Raw genomic sequence first — 26020 nt, forward strand, 5'->3', positions numbered from 1 at the left:
GATATTTTAATCATTACAAAGTTACAACTTTTTCCTACGATTCCAATTGACATAAATACCCACTTGAAAGTTTACATTTTACGTTCCATCAATAATGCCGGGACACAATTCTTCACGCACCTAAAGAAAAGTCCCGGCATAATTAACTCGTGACACGTAAAATATATCACGAGTTATCATCATTTCAATCCTTCACGATAAACGTAAAACAATCCTTCACTACTTGGCTATAACCGGGATTCGTCAATCGCACAGACACCACGTAACGTCCCTCTGGCACATTCGTTCCCTGCGGGTAAACCAAAGCCCCCGCACCGCGGACACTCAAGTTCTTCATGAACTCTGCGGCTCCCGCCTCGTTTCCTTCCGAAGTCACGGATTCGATGGAAAAATTGATCTGTTCCGTTCCCAAGTATCCCTCCATCTTGATCGACACCCAAGGCGCCCCGTTCTCCATCCTGATCTCATCGAATTTCGGATCCAAAGTTTTACGAACAATCAACGTATCAGGATTATAATTAGCTTCCCCCGTTTCCAAGAAACCTTCCGGTATTTCGTGACATCCCCCCACGAACATCCCCAACAAAACTATCATCAGTATTAAAAATCTTGTCTTCATAAAATACATTTAAAATTATTACTTCAAACTCTCCCCCGCTTTCAAGAAATCATCTATCGTCACGGCATAATCAAACGAGTGAACCACGCAATTATTCGGCTCAATATCCGCAGAAGCAATCTCGAACTCTCTACTAGCATTCAAGATCACCCCGTAGAGAGATACCGCCCCAATATTAGGAACGCCACCGTAACTCGTGGCAAAGGAGAATATCCACAAATCCGACCCTCCAAGCGTCGTGTAATATTTACCACCCTCCCCGATAACGGACAAGCCGGAAGACTTCTTCCCTCTCGGGATATCATTACGGTAAATTTTCCCCTCCACGATACAACGCAGCAACACGTCCCGACACGCCTCTGCCCTCAAATCCGTCACTTGCTTCAAACCATTCTCCAGCAAATAACGACGAATTGAATGATTGGTAATCCCAAAAAAAGTAATCCCATCGTAATGCTTCCCGTCCAACTCATTCCGTTCGAACAACGACTCCAACTCCGCGTGACGAACCATCACTACCGTGGAATCCCAATCATAGGGATGCTTCTCCATATATTCCAACAAACTGCAATCATGCCGTCCTTGGCTCACTCCCGTGTCTATATAATTATTTTTCGTGCACCCGGCACCCAACAACATCGCTAACAAACATAGCGGTAATATATTTTTCAAAATCTTCGCGTTCATAATTATTGCTTTTTCCTGTTCCAATAAACATTTTGCCTCATCAAATCATTATTTTTAAAGGCGCTTGACGCCACGCTCATATAAAGCGCTCCATCCAGTATATCTTGGTCAGTCAAACGACTTGCGGCAGGCGTTAACTCCGTGCGCACGTAATCCCGTCCGCCATCTCGTCCCCAACCGTTACGCACCACGTCATAATACCGGTGATCCTCGAACATCAACTCTTTTTCCCTCTCCCGAAAGATAGCCAAACGCAAATCGGAATCTAGCCCTTTGACCACATCATCAGCACACGGGTAATTAAAAGTCGTGTTCCCGTAAGCACGCTCCCGCACCCGGTTCAAATCACTAATAGCTCCCCCGGAACGAGCATCCTGACGGGCACGACATTCCGCCCGCAACAAAATAATATCCGCCAAACGCCAAACCACCTTATTCTCGTCGTAACACTTGAAAATCGGCTCCATACTATAATCATATTCAACATAATACGGATTTCGATGCTTGATCACGTAAGCCCTTTTCGTGTTCCCGAACCGTCCGCCGGTCACGATCGAATCCCCTTCTTCCAAAAACAAATCCCTCACCACCGTGCATTTTTTCGAATTATCATACTTCGTGTACACGTTTCCTTCCGGGCGATACTCCACGGCAAGAGCAAACTGTTTTTTCGTCCCCTTGTTATACACCACGAAAAGCGAATCCGCATCCAATCCATAGAAATAAGCATCCCGACGCCGATCCTCCGGATGGAACATCTTATTCACCCTTTCCCGGTAGATCTCGACGAGATAATTGCCAAATGTTGGGGTAGGTGCGTACCTTGATTCCGTTCGCACGGGAAAACCGGTATATTCCTCGGCACAATAAGCATTGTATTTCCCATAATATTCTTGAGGGCCTCGATAAATCTCCCAAATCGTTTCATTCCCATTCCTGAGCATTTCATTCTGGCAAAGTGCCTCCGGATCCGATGCCAACGTGTAATTACCCGCTTTCCCCTCGATAATCATCGAACAATATTTCTCGGCCTCCGCCCAATACTCGGGCACACTCTCGATCTCTGCCCGCCAAGCGTAAATATGCGCCAACAAGGCTGCCGCGGCTCCCTTGCTCGCATATTGTTTCGTCGTGCGGGCATTCCCGTTTCCATCCTTTAACTCGTCGAAAACCGGCAAATCCAAAGCCTTCAATGCGCACACCGTCGCCACCTCCAGCACCTCGTGCACGGAACTCTTGCCCAACTTGCTATAATCGTTATAATCTTTCCGGATAGGAGCCTCACCCCATCTCCGTGCCAAGTTAAAATAAAGAAGTCCTTTCGCGAAATACGCCTGTAACACGTAAGGGGTCACATCCACATCTGCCGGGAAACGATGGGCGTTTTCTATAATCACGTCGGCACTATTTATCGCCGTGAAAGAAGCCGCCCAAGACATCTCAATCGTTGATGGTGAAAATTCCCTATAAGGCGCATAACTATTAGAAACCGTGTCGGCGATCCACCCGATATACAATTGATTGACATTATCCCCCGTTGCGGCATCCCGAAGGGCTACTTCCAAACTCGTCAATAACGCTTCGGCATCTTTCACCGAATTAAAAAAACTGTTAAATGTCACGTCACTCTCGGGTGTCATGTCAATCATACCCGTGCACCCGGTTATCCACACCGTCAACGTGATGATAATTCCGCATATTATCTTTTTCATCTTGATTAAAATTTAAGCGTTAAACCTAACGTCCATTTACGAGGTAACGGGTAAGCCTTACCTTCATCTATTCCCGTGTAAATATTTACTACCTCGGGGTTACCTCCCGAGTAATTACTCAAGTAAAATAAATTTTCCCCGGTAGCAAAGAAACGCATCTCCTTGAAAAACGTCTTTTTCAACAGATTTTGAGGCAAATCATACCCCAGCGTCAACTGCTTCAAACTCACGGAATGCACATTCTCAATATTCGAGCGAACCATATACTGATAAGTCTTACCCACACGGATATAATTCGCATCTCGATTCGAGGGACTCCAGAACGTGTAATCTCTCATATCCGCAAAAAGCGGTCCGGTACTCGCGATCGTCCCTTTCGTCGCATTGATAATGTGTCGCCCGATAGAATAATTAAACAGCACATTCAAACTCAATCCCTTCCATGTCACCTCGTTCACCCATCCCCCGTGAGCCACGGGAAGCGGGGAAGCTGCCGGATATCTATCGTCAAGTGAGATACTTTGATCTGCATTCAAATCTTTCAATTTCTGGGTACCCAGCAACCCACTATAATGCCTATCCGTCGATATCCCACCCAGATAAGTTTCCGACCCGTCCAATTTATAATACACGGGCACCTCGTCCTCTGATTGGTAAAAACCACTATCATCATACACGTAAATCTGGTACAACGGCCGACCGATCACCAATCCTTCCTTATCCTGCTTGTCATACGACTTGCGGAAACGGTTCCAGTTCTTCGAGATATTAAACTTCGTCCGCCATTTCACCGCACTCTCCCGCATCACGTCATAACTAAATTCCAGCTCCAATCCCTCGTTAGAAACCTCCATGACATTATCCACGTAAGTATCATACGAGTATATATCTCCCGGCATCGGTATTTCGTATATCAAAGAAGAGGACAGTTTATAATAATAATCCAACTTCATGTTCAACCGATACTCGAACATATCCAAATCCAAACCGATATCATACTGTTCCGACTTTTCCCATGTCAAATTCGGGCTGACGGGAGTGGCAACCCCCATACCCGTGTTCCCTTGGAAAAATGCATTCAAACTAGACAATAAACCGTAAGACAAATACTCGTACCCGAACACCTGCCCGGAGGTTCCGTAACTTGCCCGTACCTTACCCCAGTTCAACCAACCACTCAAGCGATTCTTCAAGAAAGACTCTTCCGAGAAAGCCCATCCCAATGCGATGGACGGGAAATTCGCCCACCTGTTATTCTCCCCGAAAGTAGACGAACCGTCCCTCCGGAAAGCGAACTCCATCAAATAACGCTGCTTGTAATTATAACCCAATCGACCGAAGAAACTCACCAAAGCCTTCTCCCTGAAATAAGAACTGTACGAGGTCGTGGACTGCACGTTAGGATAATCCTCCGAACCGTAATCATAGATCGGGGGATTTCTCTCCGGGTTATAATAATAGATAAAATCGCTCGCTCCACGCTTACCGTGTCCCCCGATCCCGTAAACCTGTGTTTTATTCGCCGAATATCCCAAGAGCATCTCCAAATTATGAGCCTCCTTGAACGACTTCTTGTACGTCAACAACTCTTCCGTGTTCAACGACACGTTCCGCACGACCTGTCCCAACGATTTATTCTCATTTGTATTCGGGTTCAAATAACTCGGCTCGAATTTATTCAAATTCGCTTGCGAATAATCCACGTTCGCTGATGCGGAGAATTGCAACCCGTCCAAAATATAATACGTCAACACCACGTTCGCCATCACCCGGTAATCATCGCTACGCACTGTCACTCCCTTCACCAATTTCAACCATTGATCGACCACATCACCGGTAGACGATTCTATGGTCTTCTGCGAGGTCGGATCCACCGACATTCCCTCGTAACGCCCATTGCTCATCCCACCCGTGTTCACGCTCTTGTCCATGTAAGCCAAGTACAAGCGCGTATCCACTTGGAACTGCTTCACCGGACGGGAAACCATATTAGAAATCAAATTCACGCGGGAATATTTACTATTGATCATAATACCCGTCTCGTCATAATACCCGGCACCCACCAGATACTGGAACTTCTCGGTCCCTCCCGTCGACTGGATATTCACGTTCGTCACCTTTCCCGTGCGAAAAGCGTACTTGAACCAATTTGTCGAATTATTATAAAAGGGATTCAAACTATCTTGCAAATAAGGGATTGTTGTGGTATAGCGTTTCCCGCTACTCCAGAACGAATCGTACGTTCCCCACGTCCCGAAAGCCTCCTCGTAAGAATTCGGGTACAATATCTTATTCTCCCCCCAGTCAGGCATTTGCAAATTCCGCTTCCACAAAATCTCTCTCCAACGCTCCATCCGACCTCCCGTCTGCACGGGATATTCCATCAACTGGGAAATCGTGTACGAGGCATTGGCAGAGAAAGAAGACGTTCCCATCCGCCCTTTCTTCGTTGTGATCAAAATTACGCCATTACTGGCCCGAGAACCATATATCGAGGCTGCCGCCGCATCTTTCAATACCTCCACCGACTCTATCGTCGAGGGATCCAAATCTGCCAGCGTGTTCGTTCCCGTCACCGGGGATATAAACGAGTGCATCGGGATACCATCCACCACGTAAAGCGGTTGCCCACTATTTCCAGCGGCATCCCGTCCCTGAGAATCCCCACTGACAAACAAAGAGTTGTATCCCCGAATAGCCACCACAGCGGCACTCCCCGGAGCCCCGGACTGGTTCACGATATTCATCCCCGCCACGCGTCCTTGCAACATACTGATGATACTCGCTGCCGGCAATTCCTTCATCTCCTCAGCCTTCACGGAAGATATTGCGCTGATATTCTCCCGCTTGTTCTGCGAACCGTACGCCCGAACAACCACCTCGTCCAAGCCAGACACGTCCTCCTCCATCACAATCCGCAACGTGTCGGTTTTCTCGGTGAAAGCCACCTGTTGTTTCTTAAAACCGACAAACGAAAATTCCAACGCCCCCTTTTCCAGCGGCAAATCCATGGCGAACCATCCTTTTTCATTCGTCGCCGTTCCCACGGCCACTCCCGTTACTTTCACTGTCACTCCCGGCAGCGGTTGTTTCTTCACGTCATACACAAATCCCTTCACCCGAACGTTTTTCGTTTGCTGCTGTTCGCCTTTTTGTTCCTTAACGATCACCAAGTTTCCCTCGATCAAATAAATAAAAGGACTTCCTTGGAAACACAGATCTAAAATTTCCTCCACCTCCGCATTTTTCATATCCAGCGAGATAGCATTTACCCGCTTCACCGCGTCACTATCATACACGAAAGTGTAATCACTATTCTGACGGATATACCGGAATACCTCCACTAGAGAAGCATTTTTCATGGAAATATCCATCTTCTTCTGCTGTGAATACACGTTTGATGCATTCAAATGCATCGTACAGACAAATAATAAAACAATCCACGTCTTCATAATAATAAGCATTCTAGGTAATTTCCTTCGACAGAAATTACTGTTTCTCCATTTTTTTTTCATACTTTTGTTGATAACGTTAAACAATATTCTCCATTGCCATGGAGTTTGATTAGCAAAAAGCGGAATGTATGCCAGTACATTCTGCTTTTTTATTCTTCCACGATTACGGTTTGACCATTAATTTTAAATTTCACTCGTCCGGTTTTTTCTATCTTCGACAGCACTGCCGCTATATTATCATAGCGCTCGATCTCCAACGAAAAATGAGCTTCTTTTGCTGATGCGTTGGCAAAAAATATTTCGACATCATACCAACGTGCCAACTTATCCATGATATCTTCCAAAGAAGTCTCGGAAAAATAACACACACCCTCTATCCAACGCACCACCTCGGCTGCATCCACTTCACGAACGACCAATTGTCCTCCGTCAGCAATCACTTGCTGATTCGGTGACATGGCATATTCTTGTTTGCCATTCGACACGTTTACCCGCCCCTCTACCAAAGTAGTCGTTATCACCTCATCCGTCGGGTAAGCCTCCACGTTAAAGAACGTACCCAACACCTCTACCGATATCCCTTGTGTCTTCACGATAAAAGGTTGCCGCTCATTTTTCGCCACTTTAAAACAAACCTCCCCTTCCATTTGCACCTCCCGAAAGTCCCCGCTAAAATGTACCGGGTAAACCAACTTCGATTCCGAATTCATCCACACCCGCGTACCGTCAGACAACAACAATTCGTACTCCCCTCCCCGGGGAACGATCAACGTATTGTATTTCACTCGAGCCGGACTTGCGAGTGAATCTTTTTTCATTTCATACTTCAACCCGCTCCCGGAAGTCGTTACACTCGCCCCTTCCGATACGGCAATGATTTGGGAAGTCGTATCAGTAATATTTACCGCTCTCCCGTCATCCAAAATCAGTCTTGCCTTGTACTCTTTGATATTATTCTCCACGGATTGAACCAACTGCATGGGAACTTTTGTATCCCGTAATTGCAAAGCCCCCACGACCACACACGCCCCAACCACCACGGCAGCGGCAGAATACCACCACCAACGTATAGAACTCTTCCGGGGCAATCTCTGTTGAAAGACTTTCCATTCCGCCTCCGCGTCCAATTCTCTCCCCCGTCGTACATCTTCCTTCAGCCGTTTCTCGATGCGAATCATCTCTTCCCGATGTTCCTCGGATGCCTCTATCCATTCCTCCAAAGCCGCAACTTCTTCTCCTGTAAGCGTACCGGAAACCTTTCGGGCTATCAATCGGGCAATTTTATAACGTTCGGTCAACTGATCCATAAACTTTTATTTTAATTTCTCTTATAACGACCGACTTTTTAAAGTGGGTGAATAAAATCACAAAAAAATTATACATTTGTGAGCGTAAAAACACAAGTGGTGGATAAAATGTTGACTAATCGTAACAATTTCAAGTTCTTCTTCCAAGAATATTTTGAACCGGTATTTCAATTTGCCCGAAAATACACGGAAGACGAAGACATTGCCCGTGATATCGCCCAAGATGCGTTTATCCGATTATACGAGAGGCGTGCAGACTTCGACGCCATGGAGAAAGCTAAATCCTTTGTTTACATCACTGCACGCAACCTTTGTTTGGATCACTTGAAACACAGAAAGATCGAGCATCAATACGCCCAAATCATAAAAACCGAAGAAGAGGAAGCAGAAGAACAGTTCTACCTCGAAGAGGTCACCTATCAAGAAACTCTACGCATCCTACGTGCCGCCATTGACCAACTTCCCCCGCAAACACGGGAAGTCATTCTCGTCAGCCTTGACGGCAAAAATAACAACGAAATAGCCGAAACTCTTGGTATTTCTGTCAACTCGGTAAAAACCCTAAAGAAAAACGCCTATAAATCACTACGGGAAATCCTCGGCAAACATTATTTACTTATCCTGCTCCTGCTTTTTGAAAACTACTCTTAATTTCCCCTATTGATTAACAAAACACGTTGTCATTTCCAGAAATCAAATGCAACAATTCCAGAAAATGACAACGCATCCACATAAATAAGCCACCAAGGACTAATCACATTCTATTTCAAAACTCCCGAAATGCCCTGACATAGAATATTGCTTCCTGAGGAAGAAGATTAGCATCGACATAACAAGTACCATACCAATAATTATTCGTCATTGAACATCCCGCATTCCTCACATTATCAGTCATAGACAGTGTAGATGAAGCATAATAATAATCATTCCAACTATTCCAATCTATGTTTACCGGGGACGAATTAGCGACAGAAGAATTCCTAATTGCTTGATTAAATTGCGCCCATGTATCCGGATTACTAATTAATCGTGCGAATTTTTTTACCACGTTATGAGCTGGAAGCACCCAACCGGTTACCCCATCCACGTTCTTATCATTACACCATTTCATAGCGGGATAATTCTTTAAATCAGGATCTACCGCCAAAACTGCATTCAAATTAGCTTGAGCATTATCTCTATCGTATGCGCTCGGGAAGTAAGTGCCCATAGGAGCTGTTCCCCAAGCCAATTCAACTTCATCCATGGAAACAATCCACCCGTGTGTTCCCGTTTCGTCCACGTCGATAACAATTCCCTGTATTCCATGGCGGTCATAAAAATCGAGCACTTTAAATGTTGGCAGATCTTCGACAGCCTCGCCCAAGATTGGAGATTGTCCCTCTTTCCAAGGAGAAATATCCTTTATCCGAACATGACACTCTCCCTCGTCAATCACGACCTCCATGACAATCTGTTTACCGGATTCAAAAACCAACTCCTTGTCCGCATTCCAAACACAAGAATAATTACCGAGCGTAAAGATATCCAAAAATTGTTCTCCGACATGTATCGTCTGGGGCACGATAATAACCTCCCGGGCCATTTCATACCCGCTCGGTATATCTTGAAGCTCCCGGGCGACAACATTACCTTTTGCTCCTACCGGAGATACGGTTCCCGTTCCCAAATCTATATTGGCAGCGGTTTGAGTATTGCAAACGGATAGTTGCCCACCTATCAAACTCCCGGGCATGGAAGTATTACTTTTCACGTGCAAGATTATTTTACTCATCAAGTGGTGAAATGACAACAAAAGCGGTTCACTCGTGTAAGTTGCCGCATGTTTCGTCCATAAAAAATCACTTTGTCGATTCCCATCCGGAGTCAACGAAACAGTATCTTGCCGCAAGTTAAGCTGAAAAGGATAAGCATGAGGCGCATCTTGAGCCTCCCGGTCATACGGAGCGTAAGCGTACACGTTAATTGTTGAACGATTGTTCCAAGTGGCACGAGGTTCGGCAACCAAACCTCCCGCACTTTGAGAAAAACGCATGTTATGTACCCCATCGGCATTAGCCAATTTTCCAGAAACATCGGTAGTTGATAACCAAATACCTACTTCCTGCCCTCCTTGAAACCGATAAGCAGTTTCCTCCGCCGTCATCCCGTCTATCAAGGCTGACAGATGAAGTTCGGCTCCTGAAGTATCATTACCCGTGCTATCATCATCATTACATCCTTCCACGAACCACAAACAGAATAACATGGAAAGCCATATATAATATTGTCGTTTCATTTTATTATCTGAACTTTACTTACAACCCTTATTTCACTTCAATTTCAAATTCCTGCAAACAAGCCGGTTCCAATTTTATCCCGGGAGAACGATATATACACGTGACACCGTCAAATTCACATTGCAAAAACGCACACCCTTCTTCCACTTGCTGAGGAGGAAGTATTGCTTTATACAACATTTGCTCCGAATCGGCACAATACAACGCCACGCTTCCCATCGTCAAGGGAAACAGTTCCCCTGTCCCTAAATTAAGTTGCATATTAGTCGCTATCTCACTAGCGGTTACCTTCACAGGGGAACCCACGATTCTATCTCCCACCAGTTTCACCTCAACCAAAGAAAATACATGCTCAAATTGAAGCTCCACGTCACCTTCGCTCAATCCTCGGGTATTTGCCGCACGCAAGACATCCGATTCCTCAACAGCCACCTCCGAGTTTTGTTTCGAATGTACACGAACATTTATTGCAGCAGGGTCAAAAGCCTCTCTTTGATACGGGTAATAAGCATAAAAATCAAGGGGTGCATTATCTTGACTCCAAAGTACCTTATCTATCGGGGAAGCCGGTTGCCAACCGTCCTCCGTTTTTACCCATTTAGCATTATGCGCTTGATTACCTGTTTGAGCGGGTATCGCCGAAATCCCGCCCTCCGTACGTTTTACCGCGTAAATCCCGATAGAATCTCCCACGGCGAACACCTCTTTGCTGGAACGGGCAAGCGCTGAAGCCTGAACTTTAAAATGAATTTCCCGAGGTGTACTTTCCACCTCCGCATCTATCGTATGTACACATGCCGCCCCGACCACCGACAGACACAAGACAATTAACCATCTTACATTCATAATTCCACGATTTAAATTCCCTCTAATTCTTCCAATACTTTCTTAGTTACAGCCTCAGAGGGACGACTCATATTATTATCAATCACTTTTCCTTCCCTATCAAGCAATATAAAACGAGGAATCCCCTTTATTTTATAGTCAATCGCTATCTGAGCACTCGGTCCTCCCCATAATTGGATGCCTCCCAATTTCTCCTGTTCCACCATTTTAATCCAATTCCGTTTCCGTTCATCCATAGAAATACTCACGAAATGAATATTTTTACCATGAAATTCTTCTTCCAATTTTTTCAAGAAAGGAATCTCTGCCCGACAAGGTCCACACCACGTTGCCCATACATCAATGTAAATATACTTTCCTTTCAAATCATCCAAACTGACTGTATTTCCTTCCACATCCTCATAAACCGCACCACTGGAAACAACGTGTTGCCCTTTTTTCAATTTATTCCACATGGCATACACCTTTTCAAGCTCCTGCCTATATTCCGGTTTAGACACATATTTATCATAAGCCGTTTGGAAACCCATCAAAGAATCACCTCTTGTGCTTTCGACATACACGAGAGCCATATTTTGCACCATATCTTCCAAGATTCGAGGACTCTTAAAATATTGTGTCAATACCCTCAACCGCTCCTGTATTATCGATTCCCAAGAAGCTCCAAAATCGGTAAATGCCAACATAGCTACAGCTGACTTCACATACTTTCTATAAGCAGAAACTTGCCACGCTTTTTCATCATCAATTAATTGTCGAGCTATGTATTCTTTTACAATAGGAGTTTCTCCTCCCTTAAAAACAGCACTTGTTTTATTTCCCCCTTCCCAAAAATGTTGAATCGGATAACTCGTTACGCCTTCCAGCACTTGATAACGGGCACGCATTAACTCTTTTTCTTCAAATTGTTTATTCAATTTATACTTGTGAATTGTTTTCTTATTTTGTTTTAGAAGTTGCTCTATTTTCCGAAGATAAGTCGTTTCATCTAAAAGAAAATCTTTATCCTCCATAGAGCCCAGTTTACACGTGTTCAAATAAGTATTAATATCTGCGTTCTCTCCTTCAAAACGAAGATCCAAATGTATGGCGATAAACTCTCCTTTTTCATTCGGGACCACGCTTATCATCAGATCTTTTCCCGGTTCTAAATAGAGAGTATTAGCACTAAGATCAATACTCAAAGTGAAATAAGCAGCTTCTTTTAATGATAAGGATATCACACTTTTCCGAGACGAATCGTAAGTCAGCACTTCATTAAAATTCGGACCGGACAAACTAACCTTCGGCCTCTGAAAATATTGGCTCAAATCAATTGTCAATTTGGTTTCTTGTGCGAACAAACGAGAAGAACAAGTAACAAGTAGCAAAATCAATATAAGTAAAAATGTTTTCATAGTATTATTTTTTATATTTAATCTTTAATCATTATTTCCGATCCTCTAACTTTCCGGTAAAAGCGAATTTAGATTTATACATCCAGCGAGAAGGACAACGCTCTAAATGCAAACGAACGCGAGCAACTTGATCAACCGTAATGGAATTCTTGTAACTGTAACTATCCATCACATTATACGAGGTAAAGTATAACGTATTTTTATCCGTGCTATTTCCCTTGCTATTATTTTTAAAAACAGAAGAAAAATCATTCCAATAATAAGGAGTGTCCGAACAATAATCAGTATCGCCATTCACGAAATTCGTTTCCCCGTACGCTTCCACACCCCGAGTCGTAAGCAATCCTAAATATTGAGCCATCGCCGTTGAAATTTCAAAATAATCGGCGGATTGCAACGGATTCAAGAAATGAGACATGTTGACAAAGAAACCAATATCCGTGGGACGCTCTGGAAAAGTTGCCGACAAGGCTCCGGCATTCAATCCGGGAATAGGATTTTCAGGCTGATCTATCACGTTAGGTCCTCTCACGATAAAAGACGACCCTCTAGGATCATTAATTAACCAAATATTCAAATAGTTCCGGTAATCATACATTAACGTGCTCCCCTTAGACATAACATAAATCTGATAATCATCGCTTTCTTTAAAAACGACAGAACTCTCGATCTCGTAATAATGTATCCCCGGATTCTCTAATTTAACCCCGTTATTATCATATTCCGCCAATCTAAAAATAATTCTGGCATTCCCCCCGTTAGGGTCAGTCGTGGCTTCACCATTAAAAACGTCATTCAATCGCTTTACATTTTTCTCCACAGTTTCCGGGGTAATATCAATAGGTGCTATACTCGGATTTTTAGCAGGATGCAAAACATGAAAGATCACGGGGATTTCTATTTCCTCGTACTTCTCCCGCGGTAAGGGCCTTACCCGAATTTCCACTTCTTCGCTCGTCAATTCCCCCGCTTCCACGCGAAAACGAATCGTACGTTCCCGCGTATCGGTAGTGGAAAAACTAAAATCGGAATACTCATTCCCGGAATCATCCAGCAAACGAAACAATCCTGTCGGCAAAAGATCTGCCGGAATCAACGAAGTATCCCGAACAATTCCCGGTATGTAAATCGCACTATCCCCCTCGTAAGTTGGTGTATAATCAGGTAATTCCAATATATTGTAAGCCTCCGCATAAAACTTCATCGTGGCTTTTCCGTCCGGCAGCAAAGTATTGTGGTCAGCACGCAACCGAACCAGTTTAATATTTCCTTCCGTAACGGGATTTTCAAAAAAGAAATCGTCATCCTTTTCACATCCCCCGATAAACAAGGAAATCAGTATCAAATAAAATATCTTTTTCATAAACGACCTATTATAAATTTTCACTAGTTGAAATTCGTCCATCCCGGATTCTGACTGATATCATTATAATCCAATTCGATATCGGTGGGAATGGGCAAAGCATAACGATAATCATTCGCGTCAAGGGTATACTCTTTAGTCCCGCTACTTTCCTTATCAAACCCCGAACGAGTACAACTAATCCCTAAACGTTTCATATCCAACCAACGCGAACCATTTTCAAAACACAATTCCAAGCGCCGTTCTTTCAACACCTCCGCCAATATATCACCGGTAACAGAAGTATTGTATCCCGGGATGCGAGCCCTCCTAAAGTCCTCAATCATGCGTGCAGCCTCGGACTCTTGCCCCAAACGACATTTCGCTTCAGCGTTTATCAAGAAAAGATCTGCTTTACGATATAACACCAAAATATCACAAACCGGACCATAATAATAAACAACCGGTTTGGAAATACAACGTCTTACTCTACCTTCATCTTCATTCTCTCGGAACCAAGCTTTTCTTCGAATATCCTCAGGTTCGTACATCAACCAAAGCTCCGAACTTACTTGTTGGGCATTGTTAGACCCCCATATACCCGTGCTTTGATTTCCTATACCAAAAAAACGGCTAGTTGCCAATTTCAACGCACAATAAGGATGTTCAACAATATAAGATACACTCTCGCCGGAAAACATATCCATCAATAATTCAGCACGATTCTCCGGGACATAAGAAGCAATCACTTCTCCCGAATATTTCTCGGCCATCTCCCAATCCGTATCTTTTGCCGCGGCAGAACCCGCTCTAAACATATACATCTCGGCCAAACAAGATTTAACAAAGCTCGGAGAATAAAAGAAATTCCATTTTTCCCTTGGCGTAGTATATTCCAAGACTTCCTTCAACTCCCGTTCAATAATCCCATAAATCTCCGTTTGCGTGCGCCTATCTCCCGGTGTCACATTTTCCGAATCCAGATTTAAAGGTACACCCAACTTATTATCCTTATAGGGAGCGAAAAACTGAATCAATTTCAAAATATTCCAAGCACGAATTACCCGAGCCTCACCCCCTATCGTTTCCCTCTCGGCTTGAGTTGCCGTCACTTTATCCAAATCATCAAGTATCGCGTTCATAAACCCGATAGAAACATAACAATTTTGCCAGAGAGAAGAAGCCAAACTAGTTCCTTTCCAATCGATATCCTGATAATAATATGTCATACACCTGTCATTTATATCCGAATGCTCTTTAAAAGCGAGCATATCCATATTATCCTCGTAAAGAGCCAATTGAATATTGACATCATTAAATATAGGCAAGGATAACGGCGCAGAATTACCATAGGAAGTCTTCAACAACGTGGAATAAGTCGTTGCCGCCCAATACGACAACAATTCCGCTTTCACGTCTTCCACGTTAGACACGATTTTTTGATTCTTAGGTATAAGATTCAGGTAATCCTTGCAAGCGGTCATCATGAAACCGATCAGACACAAGGATAACATACTTATTCTTTTCACGCGTAATTTCATAATCTCTATATTTAAAAACCGACACTCAATGAAAGCATATATTTTCTGGAATTAGGATAAGTAAATCCCCCAAAGTTTTCCGGGTCCAATCCTTTATATTTCGATATCGTAAATATATCCCGAATATTCAAGTTCACCCGACAAGAAGAGAGCAACAACTTCTTGCAGATTTTGGAAGAAAGAAAATACCCCAGAGAAATCTCCGTACACTTCAGAAAATCTCCACTTTCCAATTTTCTATCATACCAATCGGTTTGTAATGAAGCAACGTTTCCCGTTGTGCTATACCCCGGCATATCAGTTATATCTCCGGGTTTCCTCCAACGATTGAACTCTTGCTTCAACACGTTTTGAGAAGCCGATGAAAAACTACCCCCGTTAGCCACGGAATAATAAGCCGATGTTATTTTATGCCCTGCCATAAAAGTAAACCGGGTACTCAACGTCCATTGTTGCCAATTCAAAGCCGTCCCGAATCCCCCGGATATCGGCGGATAACTATCACCTAAAGTCTTTTTAATACGCCGCTTATCCTTCTCGTTTAACGAATCATCCATATCCAGCACCCAAGTCCCGTCTTCTCTTTGGAAGCCAATCGGGTTTTCACGATTCGAATTATCCACCAAAGCCAACGTGTGTCCGGTCAACGGGTCAATACCGGCAAACCGGTAGCCAATCCACGAATTGGTTGAAGTCCCTTCCACCGGTTCCGTACGCCCGTACCCTTTAGGAACATCCTGCACGTTTTTATAAAACGACTCTATTATTCTACTCTTGTTATTCGCGAAATTAAGAGATGTCGTCCACGTGAAATCCCGCTTACGAATATTCACCGTGTGCAAACTAACTTCCACGCCATAATTTCGAACGGAAGAACTATTATACCGAATCGTACTAATCCCCACCGATACAGGTAATGTTTTAGAATCCAACAAATCGCGAGTCACGTTATTATAATAATTCACCGTTGCCCGAATCCTGTTCCTGAAAAATGCCATATCCACGCCAAAACTGCGGTCCTGCTTCTTCTGCCACTTAATAGAAGGATTCTTGGGAGAAATGTAAGAAGGGATATCCATATCAAGAAACTTCGAAGACATCAAATAAGAAAGCACGTTAAACGGTAACGCCGTTTTATCGATACTCCCCGTGTACCCGTAAGAAACACGAAACGCCAATTCGTTAATCCACCCGAACCTCGTCATAAAATCCTCTTTATGAAGATTATATTTCAAACTGGCATTCCACAAGGGAGAAAATCGATTCTTAGTTCCTATAACGTCAGCTCCATCCATCCTAGCACTGGCAGAAAAAACATAACGGTCTTTAAAACTATACCCCAGTGACGCAAAAAAAGACACTCTACGATTACGCCCTTCACTCTGGTCCATCAAATTTTTAATCATTTGCTGCACGTAAGCAATCTTATCCGCCCCTATTTCCGGTATATTCGTCAACCCCTTCTCGGGATCATACTCCGGGAAACGCACAGAATTACTATAACCCGAGGCCTCAGACATCTCATATCCCAAGAACAAATTCAAAAAATGATTCTCCTTAAACCCCTGTATATACTCCAAGCGATTGGACCAAGTATAACTATGATTTCTGACATTCCTATGTCGAAGCGAACCGTTGTTCAAGTTATCGGGCAATTCACTGAATAAAGTACGCATCCAAGCGTTATTTTGTGCAACGTAAGTTCCCGGTTTATACACCACCTCCGTGTTATCAAAATAAGTATTAATAGAACCCGTGGTGATAAATTTCAGATTATCCAATATCTTGACCTCAATATCCAAAGAAACATTATTACTCAAAGCGTTCGTGCACGAGGTATTATTATAAAGTTCGTTCAGGATATTAAAATCAGATTTATAACCGTCTTTCAAAGAACTCAATTGATAAGAATAAGAGCGGTCGTACTCCATATTTCCCTCCTCGTCGTAAGGACGTTCATAAGGATTGGCAAAAGTCGCATAATGCAATATATTCACCCCGGCATCCGCGTCTTTATCTTTTCTAATATTAGAAGAAAGATTCAAGGAAAAATACAGCCGTTTATTAAAATCGCGGGACAATCGCAACATCGCGTTCCAGTTACTGTAATCATTGGAAGGGATTAACCCTTGACGTTGTTGCACGCTCAAACTCGCGTAATACTTCAACTTCTCGTTCCCACCCGAAAACGAGATATTATGATTGTGAGAAAAAGGCGTCCGAAATATCACATCGTACCAATTCGTGTTAATCTTACTCAAACGAGTGATTTCCTCTTCAGCCTCTTCACGGGAAATTTTTCCCATATCCGCATTTTTCAACAACATGATTACTCTTCCCCCCACCGCTTGATTAGGAAAATCCTCGTACACGCTACGTTCAAAAGCAATCTTCTCTTTCGAATTCATTAAATCCAATTTAGACTTTGGAGCCGCCTCTATTGAGAAACTCGAAGTTACGCGAATCATCGGGACTTCTTCTCTCCCCTGCTTCCGCTTCACCACTATCACCCCGTTAGCTGCCTGAGAACCGTAAATAGCAGTAGCGGCAGCATCCTTCAACACCGTGATGCTCTCGATATCCTCAGGAATCAAATCATTCAAGTTACCGTAAAAAGGAACCCCATCGACAATCCAAGTCGGATTCATATCACCGTATAAAGAATTTAATCCCCGGATACGAATCTCGGGTAATGCTCCCGGCTTCCCGGACGTGTTACGAGTACTGATTCCCGCCAAAGAGCCCCTCAAAACATCCCCGACCGAAACGTACCCTTTATTAGCTATATCTTTTGCCGTGACAACCTCCACCGCCCCCGTCATTCGAGTCTTATTAATAGTTTGATAACCTGTCACGACAACTTCCTCCACTTCCGAAACATCCTCCTCCATCACCACGTTAATCGTATCCTGTCCCGAGTACTTTATCTCTTGTGTTTTCATCCCGACAAAAGAAAATACCAAAGACAACTTTTCCATTTCCGGGAGCTTCAACACATACTTTCCTTTAACATCCGTCGTCGTGCCCACAGACAATCCTTTGACACAGACAGTCACCCCGGGCAAAGGTTCTTTTTTATCATCCGTCACCCGTCCCACTATCCGAAGCTCTTTCTTTTCCGGTTCTCTCAAGTTCTGGATAACAATCACATCCCCTTTAAACGTGTACGACAAACCGGTATTTTTCAAGCACATACCCAAAATATCCCGTACCATAGTTTGCCGCACATCCACGGAAACCTTCCGAACGGATTGTACATCTTCCGACTTGTAAATAAACATGTAATCGGTCAACTGTTCTATACTCCTGAACACCTGACTCAATGTTACATCGGACAATTTCAAATCGATACGCGCCTCCTGCCCGCGAACCGTCGCGTGACAAGTGCAGAATCCCCAAAGCATAAATAATGCAAGTGTCCTCATTTTTCTTAGCAATTGTTGAATTTTTCGTTTTTTTCCCATAGCTTTGTTTAGCTTATTATTAAATTAATACAGATGTTAGCTGAGGGGCTAACAGGTAAGGGGATGTGAGGGCATCTCCTTATTTTATTGACTCACGTAAATCGTCTTATCCGCGTAAGTGAAACGAATCCCTTTCGTTGTCTGGAGATATTCCAATATCGTCTTCACCTCCGCATACCGGTTGGAATGAAGATAAAAGCGGACATCTTTCAGCGAGGGGCGAGTGTACACCACTTTAAAATCATACCAACGGGACAATTGCCGGAAAATATCTTCCAGACGTTCGTCGTTAGCGATAAACTTGCCTTCTTTCCAAGCGAGGGTTTCCCGGACATCGGCTTGTTTCGTTTCTAATTTCCCGGAAACACGGTCGAATATCGATTGACGTGAGGGCGTCAACGTGATATCCTTACCCACTTCCGGAAATTCCTGTCTAATCTTCCCGGTGACGAGAGTGGTAATCACCATGCTTTCGTCATCGTAAGCCTTTATATTAAAACTCGTCCCGAGTACCTGCAAATCCATGGATTCCGTGTTCACGATAAAAGGGGCCTCCGCATCATGCTCCACCTCGAAATAGGCCTCCCCGTTCAAGTAAACCCTTCGTTCCCCATTTGAAAAAGTTTCGGGATACTTCAACGAACTTCCCGCATTCAGCCACACCCGGCTACCGTCAGCCAAGACGAGATTAAACTCGCATCCCCGGGGTACAACAAGAGTATTGTACTCCACCTGTCCGGCAATCGAATCCGACTTCGCCACGTACTCCAATCTCCCGGAGTCAGCCAGTTGAATATCTACCCTCCGGGTGGAACGAATGATCTCCGTGTTTCGGGGAGAAATAGGTATCTCCTTGCCATCAGCCAGTTTCAGTATCGGCACGTTTGCGGCGGGAACAGAAACGACAGTCAAAGCAGCGGGTTCCGGCGACCGTTGTTGCCAATTCCAAACCGTCAACCCGGAAACCAGAATCACGGCAATCACGGCGGCATACCTTACAATTCCTATCCGCAAGCGATGGCGGCGCACCCGCCCCACAACCTGTTTTCGAGCCTCATCATTATCTATCGCTTCCCACCGTTTCGCCCAACGGACCAAATGAAACTCTTTCACCCGTTCCGCGAAAATTCGTTGAGCGTCCATATCCCCGGCAAGCCACTCGTTGAACTCCCGTTCTTCCGCCTTGCTTAATTCTCCCGAAAGATACTCCCGGATTCGCATTTCTTTTTCATCCTTATTCATCGTGTCGTATTCGTCTACTCATTTTATAAGACAAACACAAGAATCAAAAAATGGGTGAATCAATTTTGAAAGTTTTTTTAGAAATTATTTCTCTCCAAGATAAAAAATAGCAATAAAGAATCAGGAAATTGCTGCCGCAATTGTTTCAAACCACCGCTTAACAGCGTCTTCACGGTATTCACGGACACCCCCAACTCTTCAGCCGTTTCCTTGTATTTTTTTCCTTCAACGACAATCGACATGACCACCATTCGGGTCTTTCGCGGCAATCTCTCTATCGCTTGGCGAATAGCCTCGATCAATTCCAAAGAAACGGTCGTCGCTTCCTCCTCGATGGCATCATACTTCAATAATTCCGCTTGCGCGAACTCCTTCTGGTCCCGAATCCTGTTCAAACAAGCGTTTTTCACGCTCCGGAACAAATAAGTACTCAAAGCCTCCGGCGTCAACTGCCGGTAAGCGTTATTCTTGATAAACTGGTAAAATACCTCCTGCACGATATCCTCCGGAAAACTGCAATCATCAAGCATCGAGCCGGAAAATAGCACCAACGGCTTATAATAGCGTTGAAATAGCAATTTCCCGCCCTCATTCATATTCCTCTGAAAGGCAGTTAATATTTCCGAATCGGACACACCCATTTCATCCAATTTTCCATTTAATAATACAAAGATAAAAATTAATCGTTCAATCGCGCTATCGACAAGAGCAGAATTCTTGAAACAAAAATTCCCGATACACGATTTATTCCACGATAAACGTGTACCCGTATATTTCGTCACTCACGTTAAGATATCACGAACTCTGGATTAAATTACATTCATGAAAACAAACCAACAGAATTTGTTTCCTAAACGACTTTTCAAAAAAGTAATGGTATCTCTCCTGTATGCCTTCACCGCTTTCGCTTGAATAGCAAGCACTTCAGCTATTTCCTCGTTCTTTTTTCCCTGTAAGTGTAACTCGAACACCTCTCGGCTACGATCCGGTAATTCCTGTATAGCCAGAAATAGTTCCCGGTAAATTTCTTCCCGCATCAAATTATACTCCCTTTCTTTCTCTTCATTGGATTCCCGACAAATATAAAACATTCTCCATAACAAACAAAATGCTTGTACACCTCCTCCAATTCAGACATGGGAAAAGTGAAATAAGCTGAATAATTATAATTTTTCATGTATCTACTTTATACTTTCTTTATATCATCTCCTATTCAACTCCCATTCAACTCCTATTCATCTCCTATTATAAAGGTTGTTGAATAGAATTTTAATTGAAATTAAATAAAATTTGATACATGCTAAATATATGGTATTATCACTATAAATAGTAATAAGATTACTGAATAGTCCATTAATTCTACTCGAACGCACACGGTACTCGAAAAGAAAAAGCCCGCCTTTCCAGACGGGCTTTTATTACAAACCATTAAAACAACATCTATTTATTCTTCAACGTCTTGGCAATCTTCGCCGCTAAAGCCTGATAATGAAGTCTATCCTCTCCTGTCGAGGTCGCAACTTTACTGTTGATCAACTTTTGTGCTTTAAAAGCCAGATCGATCAAATAAACAGAAGAATTATCCAACGCTTTCACATCTACCTTTTGCAAGAACCCATAACCGGGAGTACCGAATTGCTCTTGCCTTAATTGAGAAGCGATATAACCGGCTCCATTCTCTGACTCTATTTCCCGGAGTTTATTCTCGAACAAACGAACCATTCCACTAGGATCAAGATCATAAGCTAAAATCTCGTCGATACTCGGCGCGTAAGCCGTGTTCAAACCGAACAACCCGCCGGATTGTTTTTGGTCGGCCAAAGGAGCAAGCACCAAATCCACGAGCGTACTTTGCAATAGTTTGTCACCATCCGTCAGTTTCGTGCCCTTTATAGCACTTTCAAAAGCACCGTTATACAAATCGTTCAAGAACTCCTTCACGGTATAGGGATTAGAAGCGATATGCGCGGAAAGTAAAACGTTATCCTTCAATCTTGTCAAATTCCCGGCCAATTTTGTTCTTAATAAAGTAGTCATATCCACTCCCATGGGGAATTTTTTGAGCAAAGGAGATTTACTTAACCAATCCGCGTTCCTGTATTCATTCAAAAGCCAAGCCAAAGAAGCCTTTTGCACATCTTTCGGCACAGACACGTAACGTTCGCCGGGAGTACCTTCCTTGATCTCCGTCAAATAGATACCACCCACGTTATAAGAGACATTCGTGATATAGCGGAAATACTGGTTGGCGATCTGATTGTACAAACCGGAACGGTGGCTGTAATCCGGATCGTTATCAATCCATTGTTCCAGATTAGGCAAAATATATTTCAAATTCTTAATCCCGTAAGTACTTGCCTTGATCGGGTCGTCACCCAAATCCTCTTCAATAGCACTCGGGTCATAGCGGGATAAAATCTGTTGCCTTCCGTAACGATAAATAGGATCGCCTGCCTTCTCGTCTACCCAACTTTCCAGAATAGCTTGCTCTTCCCACATATCTTTCGCTTGAGGGAGATATTGATAATTCCATTTGATCGTGAAATAGTCGTAAACACCCAAATCCGGGGGTGTCAACTTCACGCCTTCATCCCCGGGTTGCGCCACGTAATTGAAACGGGCGTAATCCATAATGGACGGGGTTGTCCCGTATCGCTGAGTGAACGATACTGAGCGTAACGAATCCACCGCGTAAGCAGCGGAAGATGCCATATTATGCATGAAACCGAGCGTGTGACCGATCTCGTGTGCCACGATGTATATCATCGACTCTTCCATGATGTCTTCCGGCATTTTTTTCGCCCGTATTCTGGGATCAACCTGTGCCGTCTGCACGAAACGCCAGTTGTTCACCAAACGAATCACGTCATTATAAATCAACACCGTGGCATTTATAATCTCTCCCGTGGAAGGATCTACCCAAAGAGGACCCATCGCGTTCTCCGTAGTTGACGGCAAATAACGGATACAAGTGTACTTGATATTGTCCGGATCAAATTCGGGATCGTTCTTAGGGAAATCACGTACTTGCATCACGTTCTTGAACCCGATCGCCTCGAAAGCTTTATTCCAGCTCAAGATAGCTTTCTTCACCGGACTGATCCACTCCGCCGGGAAAGCATCGTCCACGTACCACACGATAGGTTTCACCGGCTCCACCAACTCTCCCCGTTGATAAGCGGCCACGTCTTTCGGCTCCAAACGCCAACGATTCGCCAACGAGTATTTTTGGATTCCGTCCTCTCTCGTGGAAACATGATACTTGCTCGTGTTGAAAACACTTACTCGTGAATCTGAAACGCGGGGACGCATTTTGTCTTCAGGCAGGAGAACTAAAGAACGGGTTACCTTGCCCGTGACCGGAAGATTGTCCAGTAGCGTGAAAAACAAAATCTTAATCGAAACTTTGTATGTCATATAAGATTTAACGACCAGATTATCATCGAAACTCTTGATTTCATCCAATCCGGAAGCTTCCTTGCGGAAATCACCTGTCACGCTAAGCATTCCCATGCGCGGCAAAAACGAAAAGTCCTTCACATCCGTGGTAAATAATTCCGTCATATCAACCACCACTGCCGACCGGTCGTTATTATAAGTTTCGATCTTGTAACTTGCCACGATAGCATCGGCATAACTCCGGTTCACGGCATTTTGCAACGCCTCGTTGCCGGGATCAATCGTCGCGGATGTCGTGATATTCTTTAAATAAATACAACTGTCACCCATCACGAAACGCACGTGTAAAGGATCATTCTGTTTATACCCGACATCCCCGAACATGGCATCGGAAGTCTCGGTCAACGTCGAAGCCAACAACATTTCCCGCCCCAGATATTTCAAGGGGATCTCGAAATAAAGTTTGCCGTTCAGTTTATGCATCGTGATAAAATTACTCTTTGCCGTCACCTTGCCCGGTTTATTCAGCAATTTGTCATAATCCGTCTGCACGGGAGTTGCTTCTTTTTTCTCCACAGCAGCTTTCTTCTTTTTACGGGAAGACGCCAAAGCCTCTTGGCTAACGGGTAGCACGAATACGGCTACCAACAATACTAACATCCATTTTTTCATAAAAATCATCTTAAAAATAAAATTCATATATAATTGAAAAACATACAATTCTCTCTTAAATGTCGGTAGTTACCCTACCGACATTTATCGTGAAATGAAAAAAACACATGATCAGAGTTCCGGTCCCCGCGCTATCGCTTCCAGATCTACATTATACTTCTCTTTCATGTAATCGAGTACCTCCAAGCGTTTTTTCTGTATCAACGGGTAATCCGCGGGAGGATATATAGACAAGAACTCCTCTTCCGTGTAACGGAAGCCCAAGAAAACATAAGTCAAAAAGTTCAAGGTCGGGTTCGTGTAACTAATCCCCCAAATACTTCCGAAGTTATAAATATCTCCTGACAATGTCCCAAGGAAACCTCTTTTCAAATAATAATCCGCATCACTGGTATTCCACGTGTTTATATCCTTCGTGTAATTGAATCCATCATGAAAACTGGCAGGAATGACCACTTTCCCCCGATCTATGGCAGACTCTAAAAACTGTTTCATAATTCTTATCCGGTGCTCCCTCAACTTTTCCCAAGTAGCGGGAAATTCAGTCACGCTCGGGTTATAAATAGAATTTGCCCAAAAATCCAACCCTCCGGTGAAATTCGTTACAGCTTCCGTTGATATCCCTCCCGACCAACCGACGGTTTCTGTCCTGTAATCATGAATAAGAAAATAATACATAGGCAAAACGGAACGAGACAAATCCGTCGGCAAATAATCAAAAATATGTTCCTTCATGAATTTCACGTGATTTTTAGCCTGTTCATCCGTCAATGACTCTCCCGAATAACTCGTTTGCCCGGAAATAGCCCAAGCCCGACTGAAATCCAAAGGAGAGAATCCCTTGTAAATCAAGTACACGTCATGTTTCTCTTTCATCTCTTCAGCAATCTCATCCCATTCATTCGTACCCTGCGGGAACTGGTAACGCAGTACGACATCAGCTTCTCTCGGGACAATCGCATCTTCATCGTTACATGAAGCGAATAATCCCCAAGCCAATAATATTAATACGATATATCTCATAACTTTCTTTTATTATATCCGACATTATCTTGGATTAGCCAATTTATTTTGGATCAACGCTCTATTTTGGTTCATCACGACTTGCGGTATAGGCAACGTGTAGCCGGGATCCTTCTCCTGCAACACGTACTCGACAGGCGTTTCCCCCGCGTTCCACACGTGCTTGATGGACGGCATTCCATAACGGCGCAAGTCGAACCAACGATGAAACTCAAAACACAGTTCCAACCTCCGTTCTTGCCGAATTTTATCCACGAGGTCTTTTCCGGTTAACCCGGAAACTTCTTTACCCGGGGTATCGGTAGTAAAACGCTTTGCCCGCAAATCATTCAACACTTTCAGCGCAGTCGCTTCATCCCCGTCCAAAGCTGCCGCTTCAGCCAAATTCAGGTAAGCCTCCGGCAAACGGAACGCTTGCGAAAAAGAGGTTGATTCGAGCGAATGAGCAAATGAGGTCGTATTTTTCCCGAAAGGCAGAAATATATCAGCATAATTCTGTTCCCGGAATATATAGTATTCTTTGCGTAAATCCCCCTCTTTAAAACCGGCAATCAATTCCGGGGACGCATTAAAAATACTAAACCTATAACTCAATTGTACCCCAAGATAAGCATCAACGTCCGCCACCTTGCCGAATAACCAAATCACATCGGACGCATTCTCGTTTATAAACGGATAATAAGACAGAGAACCCGGTATTTCCAACGTATTGAGGTCTATTAATGAAAATTCCCAATCGTCAATCACTTTCTTGGCATATTTAGCCGCCTCTTTCCAATTCTCCATGTAAAGGTACACCCTTGATTTCAGCAATTGCACCATCGGCAAATTTACACGCAAATCTTTCTTGTATTGCAATTCTTTGGGTAAAGTCTGGTAAAGTTCCTCCGCGTCACCCAAATCTTCCAATACTTGTGCTGAATTCAACTTGCAAATGCAACAGAATTCTGATTAATAATTTGTTTAAATTTTTCGTTTGGCGTGAGGTATCCAAGTCTTTTACGAGGTCGATTATTGAGTTTATTTTCAATCCAC

The 26020-nt window shown here is 43.7% G+C and carries 18 protein-coding genes and 1 pseudogene; 1 reads left to right on the forward strand and 18 read right to left on the reverse strand.

Translation table 11 applies throughout. From position 1 onward, the window contains the following. Positions 1 to 184 precede the first annotated feature (184 nt). The 5 genes from H8S64_RS11280 to H8S64_RS11300 form a co-directional block, all read right to left on the reverse strand. A complete protein-coding gene (locus tag H8S64_RS11280; RefSeq protein ID WP_186976143.1) occupies positions 185 to 619 on the reverse strand; it encodes a hypothetical protein in 435 nt (144 codons plus the stop codon). Between the two features lie 18 nt (positions 620 to 637). Further along, the gene (locus H8S64_RS11285) at positions 638 to 1306 is read right to left on the reverse strand and encodes a transcriptional regulator (RefSeq protein WP_255469512.1); all 669 of its coding nucleotides are present in this window, start codon (positions 1304 to 1306) and stop codon (positions 638 to 640) included. A 2-nt stretch (positions 1307 to 1308) separates the two neighbouring features. After that, positions 1309 to 3018 carry a RagB/SusD family nutrient uptake outer membrane protein gene (locus H8S64_RS11290; protein ID WP_186976144.1) on the reverse strand — a complete coding sequence of 570 codons (1710 nt, stop codon included), beginning with the start codon at positions 3016 to 3018 and terminating at the stop codon, positions 1309 to 1311. 5 nt (positions 3019 to 3023) lie between these two features. Beyond that, positions 3024 to 6470: a SusC/RagA family TonB-linked outer membrane protein gene (locus H8S64_RS11295; RefSeq protein ID WP_255469513.1), complete on the reverse strand. Its 3447-nt coding sequence runs from the start codon at positions 6468 to 6470 to the stop codon at positions 3024 to 3026. 152 nt (positions 6471 to 6622) lie between these two features. Beyond that, the gene (locus H8S64_RS11300; RefSeq protein ID WP_186976146.1) at positions 6623 to 7780 is read right to left on the reverse strand and encodes a FecR family protein; all 1158 of its coding nucleotides are present in this window, start codon (positions 7778 to 7780) and stop codon (positions 6623 to 6625) included. A gap of 78 nt (positions 7781 to 7858) precedes the next feature. On the opposite strand from H8S64_RS11300, the gene H8S64_RS11305 reads away from it, so the two are divergent. Next, a complete protein-coding gene (locus tag H8S64_RS11305; RefSeq protein WP_303178036.1) occupies positions 7859 to 8431 on the forward strand; it encodes an RNA polymerase sigma factor in 573 nt (190 codons plus the stop codon). A 115-nt stretch (positions 8432 to 8546) separates the two neighbouring features. Here H8S64_RS11305 and H8S64_RS11310 read toward each other — a convergent pair whose 3' ends face one another. From H8S64_RS11310 to H8S64_RS11370, 13 genes and pseudogenes are all read right to left on the reverse strand, one after another. After that, positions 8547 to 10058 carry a fimbrillin family protein gene (locus tag H8S64_RS11310; protein WP_186976147.1) on the reverse strand — a complete coding sequence of 504 codons (1512 nt, stop codon included), beginning with the start codon at positions 10056 to 10058 and terminating at the stop codon, positions 8547 to 8549. A 28-nt stretch (positions 10059 to 10086) separates the two neighbouring features. Then, positions 10087 to 10905, reverse strand: coding sequence for a fimbrillin family protein (locus H8S64_RS11315; RefSeq protein WP_186976148.1), 819 nt, complete (start codon positions 10903 to 10905; stop codon positions 10087 to 10089). Between the two features lie 11 nt (positions 10906 to 10916). After that, positions 10917 to 12302: a TlpA family protein disulfide reductase gene (locus H8S64_RS11320; RefSeq protein WP_099291438.1), complete on the reverse strand. Its 1386-nt coding sequence runs from the start codon at positions 12300 to 12302 to the stop codon at positions 10917 to 10919. Between the two features lie 31 nt (positions 12303 to 12333). Further along, positions 12334 to 13665, reverse strand: coding sequence for a hypothetical protein (locus tag H8S64_RS11325; RefSeq protein ID WP_099291437.1), 1332 nt, complete (start codon positions 13663 to 13665; stop codon positions 12334 to 12336). A 23-nt stretch (positions 13666 to 13688) separates the two neighbouring features. After that, positions 13689 to 15185 (reverse strand): RagB/SusD family nutrient uptake outer membrane protein, encoded by a 1497-nt coding sequence (locus H8S64_RS11330; protein WP_186976149.1) that lies wholly within the window; start codon positions 15183 to 15185, stop codon positions 13689 to 13691. Between the two features lie 11 nt (positions 15186 to 15196). After that, on the reverse strand, positions 15197 to 18610 hold the full coding sequence (locus H8S64_RS11335; RefSeq protein WP_186976150.1) for a SusC/RagA family TonB-linked outer membrane protein: 3414 nt from the start codon (positions 18608 to 18610) through the stop codon (positions 15197 to 15199). Positions 18611 to 18733: 123 nt separating this feature from the next. Next, positions 18734 to 19891 (reverse strand): FecR domain-containing protein, encoded by a 1158-nt coding sequence (locus tag H8S64_RS11340; RefSeq protein ID WP_186976151.1) that lies wholly within the window; start codon positions 19889 to 19891, stop codon positions 18734 to 18736. Between the two features lie 77 nt (positions 19892 to 19968). Continuing rightward, positions 19969 to 20487, reverse strand: coding sequence for an RNA polymerase sigma factor (locus H8S64_RS11345; RefSeq protein WP_255469514.1), 519 nt, complete (start codon positions 20485 to 20487; stop codon positions 19969 to 19971). Positions 20488 to 20700: 213 nt separating this feature from the next. Then, the gene (locus H8S64_RS11350) at positions 20701 to 20982 is read right to left on the reverse strand and encodes an RNA polymerase sigma factor (protein WP_186976152.1); all 282 of its coding nucleotides are present in this window, start codon (positions 20980 to 20982) and stop codon (positions 20701 to 20703) included. Between the two features lie 349 nt (positions 20983 to 21331). Then, positions 21332 to 23962, reverse strand: a complete 2631-nt coding sequence (locus tag H8S64_RS11355) for a zinc-dependent metalloprotease (RefSeq protein WP_186976153.1) — start codon at positions 23960 to 23962, stop codon at positions 21332 to 21334. A gap of 111 nt (positions 23963 to 24073) precedes the next feature. Then, the gene (locus H8S64_RS11360; protein ID WP_186976154.1) at positions 24074 to 24985 is read right to left on the reverse strand and encodes a hypothetical protein; all 912 of its coding nucleotides are present in this window, start codon (positions 24983 to 24985) and stop codon (positions 24074 to 24076) included. 24 nt (positions 24986 to 25009) lie between these two features. Continuing rightward, positions 25010 to 25912 (reverse strand): RagB/SusD family nutrient uptake outer membrane protein, encoded by a 903-nt coding sequence (locus tag H8S64_RS11365; RefSeq protein WP_222621174.1) that lies wholly within the window; start codon positions 25910 to 25912, stop codon positions 25010 to 25012. After that, positions 25909 to 26020, reverse strand: a pseudogene (locus tag H8S64_RS11370) (IS30 family transposase); the annotation flags it as partial. The gene H8S64_RS11365 and the pseudogene H8S64_RS11370, both read right to left, overlap by 4 nt.

The sequence above is a fragment of the Butyricimonas hominis genome (assembly GCF_014287455.1).
GTDB classification, from domain to species: Bacteria; Bacteroidota; Bacteroidia; order Bacteroidales; family Marinifilaceae; genus Butyricimonas; species Butyricimonas muris.